11 protein-coding genes and 1 other RNA gene are annotated in these 18139 nt (G+C 55.2%); 6 read left to right on the top strand and 6 right to left on the bottom strand.

All coding sequences use genetic code 11. The annotated features are described in order from the left end of the window. Window positions 1–161 precede the first annotated feature (161 nt). The gene (locus P3B99_003635) at window positions 162–965 is read right to left on the bottom strand and encodes an SGNH/GDSL hydrolase family protein (protein WYJ08216.1); all 804 of its coding nucleotides are present in this window, start codon (window positions 963–965) and stop codon (window positions 162–164) included. Window positions 966–1264: 299 nt separating this feature from the next. Here P3B99_003635 and P3B99_003630 point away from each other — a divergent pair, with 299 nt between their 5' ends. Beyond that, the gene (locus tag P3B99_003630; protein ID WYJ08215.1) at window positions 1265–3352 is read left to right on the top strand and encodes a hypothetical protein; all 2088 of its coding nucleotides are present in this window, start codon (window positions 1265–1267) and stop codon (window positions 3350–3352) included. Window positions 3353–3694: 342 nt separating this feature from the next. On the opposite strand, the gene P3B99_003625 is transcribed toward P3B99_003630, so the two are convergent. Both P3B99_003625 and P3B99_003620 read right to left on the bottom strand, forming a co-directional pair. Then, window positions 3695–4588, bottom strand: a complete 894-nt coding sequence (locus P3B99_003625) for an LOG family protein (protein ID WYJ08214.1) — start codon at window positions 4586–4588, stop codon at window positions 3695–3697. Between the two features lie 92 nt (window positions 4589–4680). Continuing rightward, the gene (locus P3B99_003620; GenBank protein ID WYJ08213.1) at window positions 4681–5664 is read right to left on the bottom strand and encodes an IPT/TIG domain-containing protein; all 984 of its coding nucleotides are present in this window, start codon (window positions 5662–5664) and stop codon (window positions 4681–4683) included. Window positions 5665–5708: 44 nt separating this feature from the next. Here P3B99_003620 and P3B99_003615 point away from each other — a divergent pair, with 44 nt between their 5' ends. Then, window positions 5709–6842 carry a coproporphyrinogen-III oxidase family protein gene (locus P3B99_003615; protein ID WYJ08212.1) on the top strand — a complete coding sequence of 378 codons (1134 nt, stop codon included), beginning with the start codon at window positions 5709–5711 and terminating at the stop codon, window positions 6840–6842. A gap of 169 nt (window positions 6843–7011) precedes the next feature. Here P3B99_003615 and clpB read toward each other — a convergent pair whose 3' ends face one another. Then, the gene (clpB, locus tag P3B99_003610) at window positions 7012–9585 is read right to left on the bottom strand and encodes an ATP-dependent chaperone ClpB (protein ID WYJ08439.1); all 2574 of its coding nucleotides are present in this window, start codon (window positions 9583–9585) and stop codon (window positions 7012–7014) included. Window positions 9586–9881: 296 nt separating this feature from the next. Beyond that, entirely contained in the window at window positions 9882–10874 is a 993-nt protein-coding gene (locus tag P3B99_003605) for a class II fructose-bisphosphate aldolase (GenBank protein ID WYJ08211.1), read from the bottom strand. Between the two features lie 188 nt (window positions 10875–11062). On the opposite strand from P3B99_003605, the gene P3B99_003600 reads away from it, so the two are divergent. The 3 genes from P3B99_003600 (at window position 11063) to rnpB (ending at window position 14351) form a co-directional block, all read left to right on the top strand. Further along, the gene (locus P3B99_003600) at window positions 11063–11581 is read left to right on the top strand and encodes a lipocalin family protein (GenBank protein ID WYJ08210.1); all 519 of its coding nucleotides are present in this window, start codon (window positions 11063–11065) and stop codon (window positions 11579–11581) included. Window positions 11582–11677: 96 nt separating this feature from the next. Then, on the top strand, window positions 11678–13843 hold the full coding sequence (locus P3B99_003595) for an alpha-galactosidase (GenBank protein WYJ08209.1): 2166 nt from the start codon (window positions 11678–11680) through the stop codon (window positions 13841–13843). Between the two features lie 138 nt (window positions 13844–13981). Then, an RNA gene (gene rnpB, locus P3B99_003590) (RNase P RNA component class A) lies at window positions 13982–14351 on the top strand. Between the two features lie 263 nt (window positions 14352–14614). Here rnpB and P3B99_003585 read toward each other — a convergent pair. Next, on the bottom strand, window positions 14615–17140 hold the full coding sequence (locus P3B99_003585) for an immunoglobulin domain-containing protein (GenBank protein WYJ08208.1): 2526 nt from the start codon (window positions 17138–17140) through the stop codon (window positions 14615–14617). A gap of 208 nt (window positions 17141–17348) precedes the next feature. Here P3B99_003585 and P3B99_003580 point away from each other — a divergent pair, with 208 nt between their 5' ends. Next, window positions 17349–18014, top strand: a complete 666-nt coding sequence (locus P3B99_003580; GenBank protein WYJ08207.1) for a hypothetical protein — start codon at window positions 17349–17351, stop codon at window positions 18012–18014. The last annotated feature ends 125 nt before the right edge of the window (window positions 18015–18139 follow it).

The raw sequence follows: 18139 nt of genomic DNA, 5'->3' as shown, positions 1-18139 counted from the left end.
CGACGGAAGACGCGCGTACGGGCGGCGGAAGTTCGCGCGAAAGCGCGCTTGCCGCGTTAGGTTTTTGCGGCTAAATTTCCCGCGTCCTCTTCGGCGCGGAATTTTTTTTTCGTTCCGTGCTTTGCGCCAGCCGCACCGCGCCCGATTAGCTCCGTTTTAAATTACTCGAAATTTGCGGGGAGGCTTGCGAGCTGCCGCGCGAGGGTTTTTGCTATGCGGTAGTGCCCGTCGGCGTTGGGGTGGAGACGGTCGGTGTCTTTGTTTGCAAAATATTTCGCGTGGGCGGGCGTGTTGGGGTGAAGACCGCAAAGGGCGTTGAGGTCTATTACGGGCACCGCCCACACGTTGCCAGCCTCCTTGACCGCGTCGACGTACGAGTCTATATAAAGACCGATTCGGTTGGGGAAGGACTCGTCGGGCTGGACGTTTTTTTCGCCGAACTTTGCGTAGCTTCTGTGTATCGGCGTAAGAAGTACGATTTGCGCGTCGGGGAAGTTTTCCTTCAAAAAGCCGAGAACCGCATTTATTCTGCCGCGGAACGTTTTTGTATCGGTCGAGAACGCGCGGCGTTTGCGGACAACGGTTTTGCCGTCGGCGTTTGTCTGCTCGTCGCCGAGGGTGTACCAGTCGCCGAGGGGTGCGCCGCCGTTGAAGTCGTTTGTGCCCGCAAAGATTATGATTGCGTCGATGTCGGGGCGTTCGGCTTTGAGTTTTTGCGCCTGTTTGAGGACGCCGCCGAAAGTGTTGCCGTTGATTGCGTAGACGCGCGCGGCTATTCCGAGCGACTCCTCCAAAAACTGCCAGTAGTTCTTTTTTGAGCAGGCGTAGATTTTGTCGGTGATGGAGTCTCCGAGGAATGCGACGTTTTTGCCCTTCCAATCGGAGTCGATAGGGGCGGCGGTTTTTTCGGCGGCGAACGATACCGCCGCCAGCAAGCAGAAAAGGAGCGTTGTAATTTTTTTCATGTTCGGACTAATAAAAGCGCGTCGGCGCGTTTTCAAGCCAAAAATTTCCGTCCGCGTTCTTGGGGATTTCGGGGGAGTTTTTTTTTCGCAAAATTCGCTACAAAAAATTCCGTAAATTAATGTTCGGAAATTTGAACAAAGTTCGCAACGCATTGAAATGTAATCAATTAACGCAAGGTAAACAGTTTAACAAAAAATACGTATCTCGGTGTTGACGAAAATAGAAACTTGCTCTTTTATTTTATTACCAAGCCGAATTAAACCATCTATTAACAACTACATTATAGGAGATTGTTATCATGAAAAAACTGCTATTAGCATTGTCCGCCGCCGCTGCCGCGTTTGCGTCGGACAGTTTGTGCGCAAAAGACTTGTTCGTCACCACAAACACAAGTCCCGAAAACGCGGCAATTCTCGACGGTTCGGACGTTATTTTGAAAACGAACCGCCTTGACTCTGAAATGACCTCGTGGGCAGACTACTATCTGAAATCGTCCACCGACACCCTCGGCACTTTCCTGTATAGTTCCGGCGGCAAGGGATACCACGCTACCTACCACATTCTGCTCGAAAAGGATACGTCGTTTTCCGTGCTCGAAAATTTCCAATACAACGCGTACGGAAGCGGGGTTTCTTCCGCGGGATATTCGCTCGAATCGGCGGCCGGCTCGGCAATCACCGTCAAGGCGACGAACGAAAAGGGCTTTAACGTCAATTTGGCTTCCAACGACGCCGACTATGTACACGGCAACGTCGCTCTGGGCAAGACGGGCAGAACTTTCACAATCGGCAAAAATGTAACGCTTGAAACCAAGTCGGCAAATGTAATCGGCAAGCTGAGAACGTCCGAGGCTTCGTACACCGACTCCATGTTCTATGTAGACGGCACGCTCAATCTTACGGGCACCAAGGTTGATTCGCTTGTGCTGAACAATACGAACATGACCGTAAGAAGCGGCGGTGAAATCCAAAACAAGGGCAAACTGAGAGTTTTAAACGGTTCTTCCTTTACAATCGACAACGGCGCGACCGTTTATATTACTCCCGACGATTCGTTCACGACCGCCGTGCTGGGAGGCGCGTCTACCATGACCGTTAACGGTTCGTACTCAAACATGTCTGGCACTCAGGTTTACACAGGGGCAAAACTTATTGTCGGCGAAACGGGCGTCATGACAGGCATGGCGGCAGTCTACGGCGGCTCGTTCGAGCTTAACGGCACGCTCAACGGCAATATCGCAACGAGCGGCGGTTCGATAAGCTTCGGCGAAAATGTAGATTTTTCGAAACGCGCTCTCGAACTCCGCAGCTCGCGCGATGGCGATATCAAATTCGTTTCCGACGGTCTTGTCGGCACGATGCGAACGCAGGCGAAGTCCGGCGTTTCCAGACTTGCCGTAGCCGACGGCAAAACGCTTACCGCTAACTACATTACGGTCAACGCGGAAACGGAATTGAACATTTCGGGGCATGTTGTGTATGCCAGCAGCGGTTCCGATTACGATAAATATGCCAATGCCGTCGCGAACGAATGGGTCTTGGGCTCTCTTACAATCGGCAATGGCGGGGTATTGGACATCAACAACACCCTCGCGGAAGCGAATACGTATGGAAAATTGACATCGCTTGCAAATATTTCAATCGCGGGCGGCACGCTTAATCTTACGGGCAAGACGGACTCTCTGACGGGCATCGTCAAGATGGGAACGCTTAGCATTTCGGACGGCGGTACGCTTGCAATGAAAACAGACAGAACTTCGCTTTTAATCGCAAACGGCGGCACCATTTCGGTTGATGCCACTTCGAGAATCGCCGGTAATAACATCTTGTTCAGCCCCGCGGTAGGCACCAGCACAGTAGGCTACGACAGCGCAAAAGAATTGTTATTGGGCGGCGGTTCGTCCTACACGGGCAGACTTGCGGTCATAAGAACTTCAAACAACTTCCTTACGCTCTCGGAAGGGCAGTCGTACAACTTCACGATTCTTGCATTCAAGGGCTACGCGGGCGGCAATCCGGGAGAGGCTATTGATTTGACAATCAACCTCGGCGGAGCGTCGCTTCTGCATATCGGCTTGCTTCGCCCCGACGACGGCGGCGCGGCGGACACCCTCGCAAACCTCATCTTGACGGACTTCGCAAACGACATTGTCAAAATCGACGACATCCAAATGGATAGCGGTTGCGATATTTCGGGCGGCGTGATTACAAAGGGTAAATCCACAATCACGATTATCGCGTACGACAAGTCGGGCGAATTGCTCAGCGGCGGCGTCTGGCAGCACCAAAACGGCTACCTCAACTACGTGATACCCGAACCCGCGGAATGGGCGGCGATTTTCGGGGCAATCGCGCTTGCTATGGCGGTCTACCGCCGCAGAAAATAGGTTTGTAAATCTCCTCAAAAACCGCGTCTTCGGACGCGGTTTTTTTGTGCCCACACGCGCTGTGTTGCGCCCATCCACACCCGCCACGTTGCGCTCGTTCGCGTCCTGCTGTGCTCGCATTTCGCCCGTGCCTGCTGCGCCCTCGTTGCTTACTGCTTCGACGCTCTTTGCCTCTTGTCCGCAAAAATTAAGTAGCGCGCCTTGCCACGCGCAAACACAACGCGCCGCGCCGCAAGCGGCATGCTCTCCGTTTTATTCGGCAAAATCAGCCCGCGTCTGCGCCCGCAAAAAACTCCGCCGTGTTTGGGCGGAGTTTGCGGAAGCCGTGCGGAAATTGCCGCGCTATTTTATGAGTTTCGCCTTTTTCAGGTAGGCGGAGATTTCCCTTGTAAGGTAGTCGAACGCTTCGTCAACAGTGTCGGCGTAGACGAAGAAGTCGAGGTCGTCGCGCGTGATTACGTCCGCCTTTATGAGCGTTTCGAAGTTCAGGCAGCCCTTCCAGAATTTGCGTCCGAACAGGATTGTCGGGATTTTCCTCGCTGTCTTGCGCGTTTTCATCAGCGTGAACACTTCGAAAAATTCGTCGAAAGTTCCCGTCCCTCCGGGGAACACTACGAGAGCCTTTGCGAAGAACAGCAGCCAGAATTTGCGCATGAGGAAGTAGTGGAAGTTCACCCACACGCCCTTGTCAACATACGGGTTTCTGCGCTGTTCGTCGGTAATGAGGATTGTCGCCCCCACCGGCGTGCCTCCGGCGATGTGCGCGCCCTTGCCCGCGGCCTCCATGATGCCGGGGCCGCCGCCCGTCATGATGTAGAATTTCTGGTCGTCGGGGAGGGGGAGCATGTTGAACCATTCTTGGAGTCTGCGGGCAAGTTCGCATGCGGCGGTGTAGTATTTCGACATCGCGACCGCTTCTTTTGCGGCGGCGAGTTTCTGCTTGTATTCCGCCGTTTTTGCGGGGCGTTTTTTCAGTTCGGCGAGAGCCTCCTTCGCGTCCTCCTCGGGCTTAATCCGCGCCGAGCCGAAGAATGTGATTGTGTTCTGGATTTTCTCCTTTTCGAAAATGAATGCCGGCGAGAGGAGGTCGCGCATGATGCGCATGAGTCTCGGCGACACGTCCGAGAACAGGCATTCTATCGGCTGTTCGCTGCTGATTTGCTCGTCTTCAAGCGCGACGTTTTTCACAACAACCCTGTGCTGGTTTTTTTTAGTCCTGACTTTTTTGTCCGCCATATTCTTTCCTTTCGGCATTTGTTTTTATCGAAAAAAAAGGCGGGGATTGCATCCTGCGACGCAAATGCCCGCCTTTAAAATTCTACGGAATGCTATTTTTCGGCATTCGTGTTGATTTCGTTGATTGCGCCCGCGGCTTCCGTCATTACGGGTTCGGCTGTGTCGGCGCGGTTGACGACCACGGGAACTGTCGTTTCGTTGAAGCCCAGACCGTTGACGTAGAGGAATCCCTTTCCGGGGGCGGCGGCTTTGAGCATTACGCTGACCGAGCTTTGTCCTTCGGGAACTACGACGTCGTCCATAATTATCGAGCTTGGAATGTTCGTCTTTACGTCAATCGGGTATCCGCCCTTGGGGGCTTTGAAGCCGATGTCGAAAATCATGTTGACGATGTCGCCGCCAGCGAGCGTGATTGACGAGGGCGAAACGCCCATTTTTGCGGTGTCGACGCGGAACGCGCCAATCCAGATTTCGCCTTTTTCGCCGATGAGTTCGACGTCGTATGTCTTGCCCGATTTCAGCGGGGGAACCACGAAGCTGAGCGTGGAGCGCGAGAGGTATTCGGTGTCGGCGTCCACGCCGCCCACGCGGATAACGTCCTGCTTGTCGAAGCCGCGTCCGAGAACCGTGACCGACGCGCCCACGGGGCCGCGTTCGTTTTGCATGTTCACTATATAGCGCGTCGCGGGTTTGAGCGTGTAGACCGTGGGGCTTTTCATTTCGCGGTCTTTCTTTACGCCGTCGATGTTGTTCGACACTTTATATTTCAGCAGAAAGTAGTATTTCGCCTCGTTTCTTCCCTTCGGGAGGGTGTAGTCGTACTCGTAGAGGCGGTCGTACTTCATGTCCTTGATTTCCTTCATGGGGATAATCTGTTCGTCGATTACCACGAAAGGTTCGATGGAGTCGCGCACAAGCGAGCCGTCGTTGATGTACGCGCTCATGCTGAGCGTGTACACGCGCGAGGAGTTTTCGGGTACGCGTTCGGGCGTGAGGTTTGTAAGCCCCGAACAGCCCGCCGCGAGCATTGCGGCGGCCGCCGCGCATACGGATACAAATTTCTTTGCTTTATTCATAGGTTTAAAATAATGTCGCATCTATATAAAAAAAAGTCCGACGTATGCAAGACATTTTCGAAAATTTCGGAATATATCTACACGTTCCGTTTTGCGCCCAGAGCTGCGACTACTGCCGCTTCTACAAGCGCGCTCCGACTTCCGCCGACCTCGACGCGTTCGTGCGCGGCGTGGGCGCGGAAATCGCCCTGCGCAAGTCGCTAAACGGGGGGAGTTTGCCGCGCCCGCAGACCATGTTTTGGGGCGGAGGAACGCCGTCGGTTCTCGACGAGCGGAGGATTGAAACGCTTGCGGAGTCTTTCGACGGGCTTCTGCCGACGGACGAATGGACTGTCGAGGTTGCGCCGACCAACGCCACGCGGGCGCGTTTGGAGGCGTTCAAGCGCGTCGGGGTGTCCCGCATTTCGATGGGCGTGCAGAGTTTCGACGAAGGCACGCTGCGCGTTCTCGGCCGCAGGCATACGCTCAAAGCCACGATGGAGGCGATTGGGCGCGTTGCCGACGCGGGCTTCCCGCATTTTTCGATAGACCTGATTTTCGGCGCGGAGGGGCAGACTCCCGAAGCGTGGCTTGCCGACATAGACAAAGCCGCCGTCTGCCCCGTCGACCACATCAGCGCGTACTGTCTCGAATTCGAGAGCGCGACGTCGTGCTGCGGCGGGCGCGGCGGCGACTACGCCAATGCGGAGCGCGAGGGCGACTTTCTCGAAATAGCTTTCGGCAGGCTTCCCGAGCTCGGTTTTGGGCAGTACGAAATTTCGAACTACGCCAAGGGCGGCGCGAGGTGTCTGCACAACCTTTCAACTTGGCACATGGCGCAGTGGCTCGGCTTCGGGCCTGCGGGGGCGTCGCAGTTCGTGGGGCGGCGTTTCCGCAACGCGCCCGATTTCGGAACGTGGCTTTGCGGCGTAAACGCGGGCGTTCCCGCGGAATGCGACGTTGTGCCGCTCGACGATTCCGAGATGTTTTCGAGCGCGTTGATTTTCGGGCTGCGCATGAACGACGGCGTCGATTTCGATTTATTGCGCCGCCGCTTTCCGTCGGCAGATTCCGAAAAATACCGCGAGCCGCTCGCGTTTCTTGCGGCGCAAAACCTGCTTGAAATCGACGGCGGGAGAATCCGCCTTACGCAGAGCGGGAGGCTTGTGGCGGACGCCGTGGCGGTCGAGCTTTTGTAGGCCTTACGCCGCTTTCGCGGGGGCGTGCCGTGTGTTGTGTTTGCTTTGCGGAGTGTCGGTCAAAGCGGGCGCAAAAAAACGCCGCGCATTTTGCAATGCGCGGCGTTTGCTTTTTTCGGTCGGGGCGGAGTGGCGCGTTTGCGCCGTGCGCCCCGATTCGAAGGAGGGCTTAGTCTTGAAGTTCCTTTTCGGTGAACTTCATGGTGTCGCCCTCCCTGATTTTTCCCGAAATGATTGCGCGGGCGAGCGGGTTTTCAATCTTGTTGTTGATTACCCGTTTGAGCGGACGCGCCCCGTAGAGCGGGTCGTAAGCCTTGTCGGCGAGGAACTCGTACGCTTTCTTGGTAAGCTCTACTTTTATGTTCTGCGCTTCGAGCCGCTTGTTGAGCGAGTCTATTTGCAGTTTTACAATCTTTACGATTTCGTCGAGCTGCAATGCCTTGAAGATTACGATGTCGTCGATTCTGTTGAGGAATTCGGGCTTGAAGTGGGCGCGGACTTCGGTCATGACGGCTTCCCGCGCGGAGGCGGAAAGCTCGCCCTTGTCGTCGAGCGCGCCGTCGGTGATGAAGCGCGCGCCGATGTTGGAGGTCATGATGATTACCGTGTTTTTGAAGTCTACCCTGCGTCCCTGCGAGTCGGTCAGAATGCCGTCGTCGAGCACTTGCAGCAGCGTGTTGAGCACTTCGGGGTGCGCCTTTTCGATTTCGTCGAAGAGAACCACGCTGTACGGTCTGCGCCGCACGGCTTCGGTGAGCTGTCCGCCCTGTTCGTAGCCGACGTAGCCGGGGGGCGCGCCGATTAGCCGCGCCACGGAGTGCTTTTCCATGTACTCGGACATGTCGATTCTCACGATGTTGTCCTCGCTGTTGAAGAGCGCCTCCGAAAGCGTTTTTGCAAGCTCGGTTTTGCCGACGCCCGTGGGCCCCAGGAACATGAAAGAGCCTGTCGGGCGTTTTGGGTCTTGGATACCCGCGCGCGACCTGAGGATTGCGTCGGAAACGCTGTCCACAGCCTCGGACTGTCCGATTACCCTCTTGTGGAGGATTTCGGGGAGTTTAAGCAGTTTCTCGCGCTCGGTTTCGAGCAGCTTTTTGACGGGAATGCCTGTCCAGTCGGCGACGATTGCCGCGATTTCGTCCGCGCTGACGCTTTCCTTTACGAGCGCGGATTCGCTCATTTCCTCGCTCATCGCCTTTTTGAGGGCTTCTTCGAGTTTCGGAAGTTCGCCGTATTTTATTTCCGCCGCCTGCGTGAGGTTGTACTCGCGTTCGGCGCGTTCCATCTTGATTTTTGCGGCTTCGATTTGCTCGCGGAGTTTTACGGCTTTGTCGGTCGCCTGTTTTTCCTCTTCCCACTGCGCTTTCATGGCGTTCGCCTTTTCGCGCATTTCGGCGAGTTCCTTGCGGACTTCGGCGAGCCGCTTGTCGTCGTGCTCCTCTTTCACGAGGGCGGTTTCCTCTATTTCGAGCCTGCGGAGTTTTCTCAGCAGGAGGTCGAGCTCCGCGGGCATGGAGTCGAGCTGCGTTTTGATTCTCGCGCAAGCTTCGTCCACGAGGTCGATTGCCTTGTCGGGGAGCTGTCTGCCAGTGATGTACCTGTTGCTGAGGTTTGCCGCCTCCACGAGGGCGCGGTCCTGAATGTGCACGCCGTGGAATGTTTCGAAACGCTCTTTAAGTCCGCGCAAAATTGCGATGCTCGTTTCGACGTCGGGTTCGGCGACGTACACGCTCTGGAATCTGCGTTCGAGGGCGGGATCTTTTTCAATGTACTGGCGGTATTCGTCGAGTGTGGTAGCTCCCACGCAGCGGAGTTCGCCGCGGGCGAGCATGGGTTTTAGCATGTTCGAAGCGTCCATTGAACCCTCCGACTTTCCCGCGCCGACAATCGTATGAAGCTCGTCGATGAACAGGATTATCTTGCCCTCCGACTCCTTCACCTTGTTGAGGACGGCTTTCAGCCTTTCCTCGAATTCGCCGCGGTATTTTGCGCCCGCGATAAGCGAGCCCATGTCGAGCGCGAAGACCGTCTTGTCTTTCAGCCCTTCGGGGACGTCGCGGCGGACAATGCGCTGCGCCAAGCCCTCGGCGATTGCGGTTTTGCCTACGCCGGGTTCGCCGATGAGAACGGGGTTGTTTTTCGTTTTTCTCGAAAGTATTCTGATTACCCTGCTAATTTCGTCGTCCCTGCCGATGACGGGGTCGAGCTTGCCCTCGCGGGCGAGCATTACAAGGTTTGCGCCGTACTTTTCAAGCACGTCGTAGGTCGCCTCCGGCGTCTTTGTGTTGACGTGCGCCGACCCGCGCATTTGCGAGACAACTTCCTCCACTCCCGAACGCGTTATTTGCAGGCTTCTGAACAGGTTTGCAATCTCCTGAGGATCGGGTTTTTCGACGATTGCAATCAAAAGGTGTTCGGTCGAAACGAAGTCGTCGGACATCTGTTTTGCGATTGATGCGGCGCGGTCGAGCGTTGCCGACAGCCCCGTGCTGAGATAGGGGTCGGTATTCGATCCGCCGACTTTCGGAAGGTTGTCGAGAACGCGGCGAATACCAAGTTCGAGCGCGGAGCGTTTGTCCGAGCCGAGCTTGTTGAGGATAGAGCCTACAATTCCGCCCTCCTGCGCAATCAGGCTCGCAAGGAGATGCACTTGCAGGATTTCCGTGTTCCCGCGCTCCTTTGCAATTTCGCTTGCGCCTTTGAGGGCTTCAAGGCTCTTTTCCGTAAATTTTTCTGCGTCAATATTACTCATATTGCCTTTCAAATAGCAGTCTGTGTGCCAATTCGCAACGGCATGATTTCAAGGCAAAAGCGCAAACGGGCGCGTCCGCGGCTGTGCCATTTTTTCCCTAAGGTGTGCCAATTTTGGCACAAGCGTGGGGAGGACGAAAAAACAGTCCCCAAAATTCGGCTTAGATATTGCTCGGCGGGAGGACGCAAAAAAAAACACGGGCTTGAACCCGTGTTTTTTGTCTGTCGGCGTTTGGGAGCCGACGCGTTGCGGGGGCGGAAGCCCCCCGTTTTTGCGAGTCGCAAAGACTACGCCTTGTTCGCCGAACCGAGGACGTTTTCGACCTTGTGCATGTAGAGCTTTTTGAGCTCGTCGCGCGCGGGGCCGAGGTATTTGCGGGGGTCGAATTCCGCGGGCTTTTCGACGAATACCTTGCGGATTGCCGCAGTCATCGCCAGACGGCCGTCGGAGTCGATGTTGATTTTGCAAACCGCCGACTTCGAGGCTTCGCGGAGCTGTTCTTCGGGGATACCGACCGCCGCTTCGAGCTTGCCGCCGTATTTGTTGATTTCGTCAACATACTGCTGCGGAACCGAGGACGAACCGTGGAGGACAATCGGGAAGCCGGGAATACGCTTTTCGATTTCTTTGAGAATGTCGAAGCGGAGCGGCGGCGGAACGAGGCGGCCGTTTTCGTCGCGCGTGCACTGTTCGGGCTTGAACTTGTACGCGCCGTGCGATGTGCCGATGGAAATTGCCAGCGAGTCTACGCCCGTCTTGCTTACGAAGTCTTCGACTTCTTCGGGGCGCGTGTACGAGTGCGTTTCGTGCGAAACTTCGTCTTCGATGCCCGCGAGGACGCCGAGTTCGCCTTCGACCGTGACATCGTGCGCGTGCGCGAATTCAACGACCTTCTTTGTGAGGGCGACGTTGTCGTCGTACGAGTGCGCCGAGCCGTCGATCATGACCGACGAGAAACCGTATTCAACGCACGATTTGCAGAGTTCGAAAGTGTCGCCGTGGTCGAGGTGGAGGACAATCGGAATATTGCAGCCGAGTTCCTTTGCGTATTCGCACGCGCCCTGCGCCATGTAGCGGAGGATCGTCTGGTTTGCGTATTTACGCGCGCCGCTCGAAACCTGCAAGATAACGGGGGACTTTTTTTCGACGCAAGCCTGAACGATGGCCTGCATTTGTTCCATGTTGTTGAAGTTAAACGCGGGAATCGCATAATGACCTGCGATTGCTTTTTTGAAAAGCTCGCGCGTGTTAACAAGACCTAATTCTTTGTACGATACCATAATAATACACTTTCTGGTTAAAGAAGTCGTCAATACTGTTGCGCAATAAAATTAATGCAACAAAAAAAATTCTCCGCATGCGCCGTATTTTTTCCGATAGGGGTAGGGGCGGCTTCTCGAAAAAATCGGCTTGCGCCGCGCTCGGCTTAATTTCCGAGCTTTAAAAATCGGCATGAAAGGGCGTTTTTATGAAAAAGACAACTGGGATATTCTGTGCGCTCGCCGCGCTGTTTTCGGCGTCGTGCTGTTCGCATTCGGGGGCTTCGGGGCATGCGCTTCCCGAAGTAGATTTGAGCCGCTACGCGGGCAAATGGTACGAGGTTGCGCGGTTCGAAAACTTCTTCCAGCACGGCTTGCGCGACTGTTCCGCCGTCTACGAGCTTATGCCCGACGGCCGCGTTCGCGTGGTAAATTCGGGCACTGCGCCCGACGGCTCGCGGCGGGAATCGACCGGCATTGCGTATGTGCCGAACCCCGCGAAGAGCGCGGAGCTTAGGGTGTCGTTCTTCCGCCCGTTTTACTCCGACTACATTGTGCTTGCGCGGGGCGGCGGCTACGAGTGGTCGCTCGTGGGCGCGTCGGACAAAAAATATTTGTGGATACTTTCGCGGACTCCGACCCTCCCGAAGCCCGTCTTGGCGGAAATTCTCGGCCGCGCCGAAAAGCTTGGCTACGACGTAAAAAAGCTTGTCTACAACGCGTCCTGACAGCCCGCATGCGCGTTTTTTTGCGCTGCTGCAATCCGAATTTGTTTGACCGCCGCGCCGAAGCGCGTAGCGTGGCTTCCCTATACAACAATAAATATGCGCACGGGAAAATTATCTTTTTTGATTGCGGCGGCGTGTCTTGCGCCCGCCTTTTCTTTCGCCGAATGGAGCGTTTCTTTCGACGAAAAAACTTCGGTTCTAAGCGCCGAAAACGACGGCGTGTCGGTCAGCGGCGAGCTTTTGTTCGAGTCGGACGGCAAAAAGTGGGGCGTGGTAAATTCGCGCGACGGCGTGAAGAACCGCTTTGCGCTGGTCGACGCCAAGGGGAACGTTCAAGGATACCTCGTCTTCCCTCGAAACAACGACACTCTCGAAATGCTTTTCTACCACCGAACCGCGCAGGCGTATTCGGGCAAAATGAAGCTCTGGGGGCGCATAAAAACCTCCGACGACGCCTTTGCGTGCCGAAGCAAGCCGGCCGACGGAGAGCGCGTGCTCGCCCTCGGCATTGGCGGAGCGGATTCGCTTTTGAACGACTCCGTGTTTGCGCCCGCCACCGACACCATGCTTTCGATGTCGGCGGGAGGACTGAAAATTTCGACGCTTTCGCCGAAGTCGTACAAATTCGAGATGTCGGGCGAGATAGAAAAAAGCTCCCGCGCGAAGTTCGTTTTCGACCTGCGCAAAAACTATTTCAAAAACAGCTATGTTCCGTACTACAAGCCGCTCGACCGCAAAAACTGCCCGAAGACCCCCACGGGCTGGATGTCCTGGAACACATATTTCGACAAGGCGACCGCCGAAGACAACCTTGCGGAGGCCCGCGTGGGCAAAAAATTTTTGCAGCCGTTCGGCTGCGAAATCTGGTCGATAGAGTCGTGGCAGGGCAATTCCGACAAGCTGCCCGTGTCTAAGTTTTACCACCTCGATTTGGAGGTAAACGAAAAGCAGTTCCCCGACGGCATGAAGAAGCTCGCCGACGACATTCGCGCCCTCGGCTTCCGCCCGGGAATTTGGATTTCCCCATACGGAACGGGCAACCGCGACTTCTACGAAAAGCACAAAGACTGGTTTTTGCACGACGCAAACGGCAAGCCTATTTGGTCGTGGAACGGATTGTATACGATAGACCCGACCGTTCCCGAAGCCCTTGCGCACATAGAGGGAATCATGCGCAGGGCGTCGCGCGAGTGGGGCTACGAGTTCTTCAAAATCGACGGCATGTCGGGGCGCGACGCGGGCTACTGCGCGCACCTCTACGAGCGTCCGTCAATCCGCGCGCGCTTCAAGAATCCCAAGTGCGCAAACCCGTTCGAGCTTACCGTGCAGGCGTTCCGCAGGGGAATCGGCGGCGACAGGCTTTTCCTTGCGTGCCAGGGGCACACGTCGGGGCCCGAGGCGGCGTACGCCGAAATGGCGCGTACGGGCGCGGACATCGTGCACCCCAACAAGCCCGTCATGTGGAAAAACGTGCTCTTGCAGGGGCGTTGCACCGTCAACCAGATTTTCACGCACAACATCTCGATGATTGCCGACCCAGACACCGTGCTTGTCCGCGACCTTCCGCTTGAAGAGGCTCGAACGACAGCCACAATCGTCGCGCTCCCCGGCCAGCTCACGTTCTTCGGCGACAAGCTCGCAAACCTTGCGCCCGACCGCATGAAGATTCTCCAACAGACGCTGCCCGCCGCCATTGTGCGCCCCGCCGCGCTCTATCCGTACTTCGACATGCTCCCCGTCTGGAACTTGGCGGTAAAGCACCCCGTTATGGGCAAATATAACGTCATTGCATTCTTCAACTGGGGCGACGAGGAAAAGCTCGTCGAGGCAAGCGCGAAAGAACTCGGCATGCCCGAAGGTTCGTATACCTGCCGCGAATTTTGGACGGGCGAAACCTACACCAACTTCAATCCGCCCTACGCAATCCGTGTGCCCGCGCACGGAGTCCGCGTGCTCGTCGCCCGCCCGACGGTTGACCGCCCGCGCATTCTCGCAACCGACCGCCACATTGCGCAGACGAATTTCGAAATTCTCGACGAAAAGTGGGACGCCAAAACAAAGACGCTCAAAGGCAAAATCGCCCTTGTGGACGGCTTCCCGACGACGGTTGCAATCCACGTTCCTGCGCGCTATTCGTTCAAGTCGGCAACGGCGGCCGGCGCGAAGATGTCGGCAAAGCCCGACAACAATTCGGTGGAGCTTAGCCTGCTGAAATCGCCCGACAACAAGGAGGGCTTTGCGAAGTTTGAGCTGAAATTTTAGCGTCCGCGCGGCTTTTGCGCCGAACGCCGCCCCTTGCCGAACGCCGGCGGGCGGCGTTTTTTTTGCGTTCGCGCGGCGTGTTTCGATGCGAATTTGCTTGCGCTTTGCGCCGTTTTTGTGAGAGCTTTTTTTTCGAAGACTGCGGGGCAGGCATTCGCTCGGTTCGCCGAGAGGAAAGTCCGGACACCACAGGGCGGAACTCCGTTTGAAAGGACGGGGCGGCGGCGGAAAACGCCTCCGCATGGATAGTGCAACAGAAAATATACCGCCGCGCAAGCGGTAAGGGTGAAAAGGGGGTGTAAGAGACCACCGCCGTCGGAGCAATCCCGACGGGCATTGCAAACCCAGTTCGGTGCAAGACAATGTAGGGTGTGGGGCGGCTCGTCCATAACACATCGGGTATGTCGCACTCCGCAAGGAGGCGCGGGGTCGGAGCAATCCGCCCGCGCAGATAAATGAATGCCGGTTCGCAAGAGCCACAGAATCCGGCTTACGCTCCGCAGTCTTCCCTTTTTTGCGGCGCGTCGCGATTTTTTTTGAAGCGCGGCGCGCTTTGTTTGCCCGCGGATTTTGTTTTTATCGCGGCGTGCCTTGCGGGCGGCTTGCGCTTTGTTTTGGGCGAAGCGCGTTTTGTAGTGTATCGCACTTTGGGGGCGTGCCATTTTTTGCGTTGCGCGTCGCGGAATTTTTGCGCAAAAAAGCCCCGCGTTTTTTTGAATGCGGGGCTTTTGCTTTGCCTTGTTTGTTCGGCTTTGTAGGGCTATCGGCGGGTTATTCGGCGTCCGCGCCTACGGGCGCAAGTTCGCCGATTCCCCAAGTATTGTCGCCTATGCCGATTATTTCGCCGTCTTCGCCGATGTCGAAGTCTCCGAGGTCGAGGTTCGGGTCGCCGCCTTCGAAGCCGATATTCGGGTTGTCATTGAAGTCGATGTTCGGGGCTTTGACTATTTCAACGGAATTTCCCGCCGCCTGCTCTGCGGTCTTCATCTCAAACGTGGTGGAGCAAGCGTAATATCTGGACACATTTTTTTTGCTTACGGCGTATTCGTTGCAGATTGCAGCTCCCTTAACAGACGCGGACGACTGGGTCTCGAACGCGATGGCATATTCGAATTCGAGCGTTTTCAAATCGTATATTGAGGGAGGTTTCGGGAGCTTGAACGTAATGATTGCCGTCGAGGGCGATTTTACGGCGTAAGTGTATGTGCCGCTTCCGAATTCAATTCCGTCGGAATTAAAGCATGTGAACTGCCGCTTTTTTGCGTCCGTAATTTTAAACGTCATAGTCGAGTAGAGCGTAGTCTTCGACTTAAACGTCATGCCGTCTTTGAGTTCGTTCGCCTTAAATGCGGGTACGTCAGGCTTGTAAAGGGTGATTCTGTCGGCGTAATCGAACGGCATTGTGCTTTCGCAAAGCATGTATGTGCCGTCGGCGTAGGACAGCTCGTATTTGAGCGTTTGCGCTTTTCCGAATTTGCCCTTGTAATCGTCAAAGGGTGTCAGGGTAATCGAGATGTCCGCCGAAACGGGCGAGGTTCTTTTGCAGGTGTATCTCACCTCTTTCTTCACCTTTCCGACCTTCGCCGCCATGCGCATGTTCGACTTGTCCGTAAAGATTGCGTTTGTGAACGCGCCGTCGATGTAGCCGACAAATCCGTAGCCTTCGAGCGAAACGGGCACGGGCGAATTCATAAGCTCCGCCGCGACCGTCTTGGACGCTTCCGAAGTCTGCGTTCCGAACTTGTTCGAGACTTCGCATTTGAAGAGCATGCTTGCCTCCCGCTTGTATTTGCCCTTTGCGACTTTGTATGTAGCCGCTCTCGCCCCGCGGATTTCCGCAAAGCTTGCGCCGCCGTCGGAGGACTCGTACCACTGGTACTTTATCGCCTTGCCGCTTGCGACCGCTTTAAGCTCGAAAGGATAGTCTATGAAGACCGTCTCCGTTTCGTCGCCGAGTTGCGTAATCAGGATTTCGTCGATTTTCGCAGGCTCGTTTGCGGTAATCAAGACCGCCGAGCTTGCGGCTTCGGGATAGATATAATTTCCTCTTTCGGTGCGGCTTACCGCCTTGCAACGGAACTTGGCTTTCTGGGCTTCGTCGAGCGTGATTTTAAGGCTGCCGCTTTTGCCGCTTTGAAGCACCGACCAAGTCTTGCCGTTGTCGTCGCTCTTTTCCCAAATGTAGATTACGTTTACGCCCGTGGCCGCGCAGTTAAGCTCGAACTCGTTGCCCGCAATCACCGTCGCCGCCTTGGGTTGCGCGGTTATCTTAGCCGAGGGGTAGACCGTGAGCTTTGCCGCGTTTGAGACAATCGGCTTTTCGGACGCCGCGTTTGAGACAATGCAGCGGTAGCGTGCGCCGTTGAGCTTTGCCGTGGGATTTTTTACAACCAAAGTGCTGCAAACTCCCGATGTGCTTGCCGCGCCCGCGCTTTTCCAGTTGCTTTCGACTGCGGTGCTTTTGCCGACGTCGCAACGCTGCCACTGGAATTTGGGGTTTTCGCCCGAATCGGCTGAAAGGACAATGGAGAATGTTCCGGAGCTGTTTTTGTCGCCGCTAAACGCGTTTGCGGGTTGCGTTGCGATTTTCGCCGCAACCGCCCGCTTTATCGTGATTGGCTTAGATTCCACCGTGCCCGCGGCGTTGGAGACTTCAACCATGTACTGCTTGTTGAAGTCGGTAATTCTGGGCGTGGTGTAGCTTGCGGCTTTTGCGTTTTTGATGGGAGTCTTTTCGCCGCCAACAACTTCGTACCACTGGTATTTAAAGGGGGCTTTGCCGCTCGCCCTTGCGGTGAACTTTAACTTGCAGTCGGCGTCCTTGTATTTTTTGTTCGAGCCGTCGAAAACGTAGCGCGTAGTAAGCCCGACATCGACCGTCGTGCGCGGGTAGACCGAAACCGTGTAAACGCCAGTAGTCGCTTTTTTCCTGTCTCTGCCCATTACTTCGAACTTGAATTTCATGGTCTCTTTTAGCTCTTTGATTTCGAGCGTATAAAGGTCACGGTATTGATATAAATATTGATGACTTGATGCTATTTTTAAGTCGTTTACTTCGTATTCGGGTGTCCAATTTTTGCCGTCTGTTGATACGAACCAGCAGGCGTACATTGAAGATTCCGTTGTTGATTGTGCCTCTGTTTCGGCTTCAAGCGTTATTGGGTCTCCCTCGAAAACCGCAAGGTTTGTCGCGCCTTTGGGCGAAATGATTTTCGTGCTGATTGTGCCGGCGGCAATCGCTCCCGCCGCAAAGATTTGCGCGGCTGCGAGTAGGAGTATTGTTGTCAGTTTTTTCATGGAATTTTCGTGCTGTTGGTTTTATTGGTTGTTCCAATATTCGCTCTACAAAATAAATTCGATCCCTATTTGTCAACAATAATCGGAGTCCGCTTTTCGGTATCGGCGGGAAGCTCAAACGGGGGATTTGCAGCTTCGGGGAGGGCGGGTTGCTCAAAATTTGTTTGACCTAAGGGGGGAAAATAGTTTAATCGACTTCATGAAATCTATGAAAAGTTTGTTTATCGCTTTATTCGCGGCGGCTCTGCTTCCGACTTCCCTCTTCGCAAAAGCAGACCCCGTGAGCGTCTCGAAAATCGAGTTCAAAAGACTGCAACCCTCCGACATCTTGGCGTCGACCGGGCAGTGGACGCGAATCATGGTCGAAGTTGCTGGCAACGAAAACCCCGACGACAAGTCGAACAACGAGCAGTGGGTGCGCGATGTAGAAGTTGCGCTGACTCTCGTATACCTCGACGAAAAGGCTAAAAAGTCGGAGCGCAACAAGCCCGAAAACATGATTGTGCTAAAAAACAAGGCAAAGCTCTTCGCGGTAAAATGCAACCAGAAAGTCCCCGTAGTATTCTATATACCGCCGGAGGCGTTCCCCATTTACAGGCTATCAAAAGACCCCTTTGCGTACAGCATAGAGCTTAGCGTCGGCGGCACGCCCGTGGCGCTCTCGCGCGAGAACATGAAGACGATGCTTTCCAAAAATATCGCGCGTTCGACAGACGTAAAGAAAGTCTACGACAGCTACCAGAAGCTTGTGCAGTCGGCATCCGCCGCCAACGAAAACGTGCTCATGACCCTGCGCGACGTTCCCCTGAACGTCCAACGCTACGAGTACAACAAGACCAGCGGCGCAATTCCCACCTATTTGCCGACCAAATAGCCACTTGCAATCCGTCGGGCGCGGGAAGCCCCCGGCGGATTCGTTTTTTTTGCATTTTGCGGAAAAAATTGCTTTACTATAAAGGGGCGGTTTTGATAGTTTCAAGAAATACCCCGCAAACAATT

This window comes from Opitutia bacterium KCR 482 (assembly GCA_029269845.2).
In the GTDB taxonomy this organism is placed as follows: Bacteria; Verrucomicrobiota; Verrucomicrobiia; order Opitutales; family Intestinicryptomonadaceae; genus Merdousia.
The sequence above is the reverse complement of the archived record's forward strand: the minus strand, read 5'-3'. Positions and strand labels throughout refer to the sequence as shown.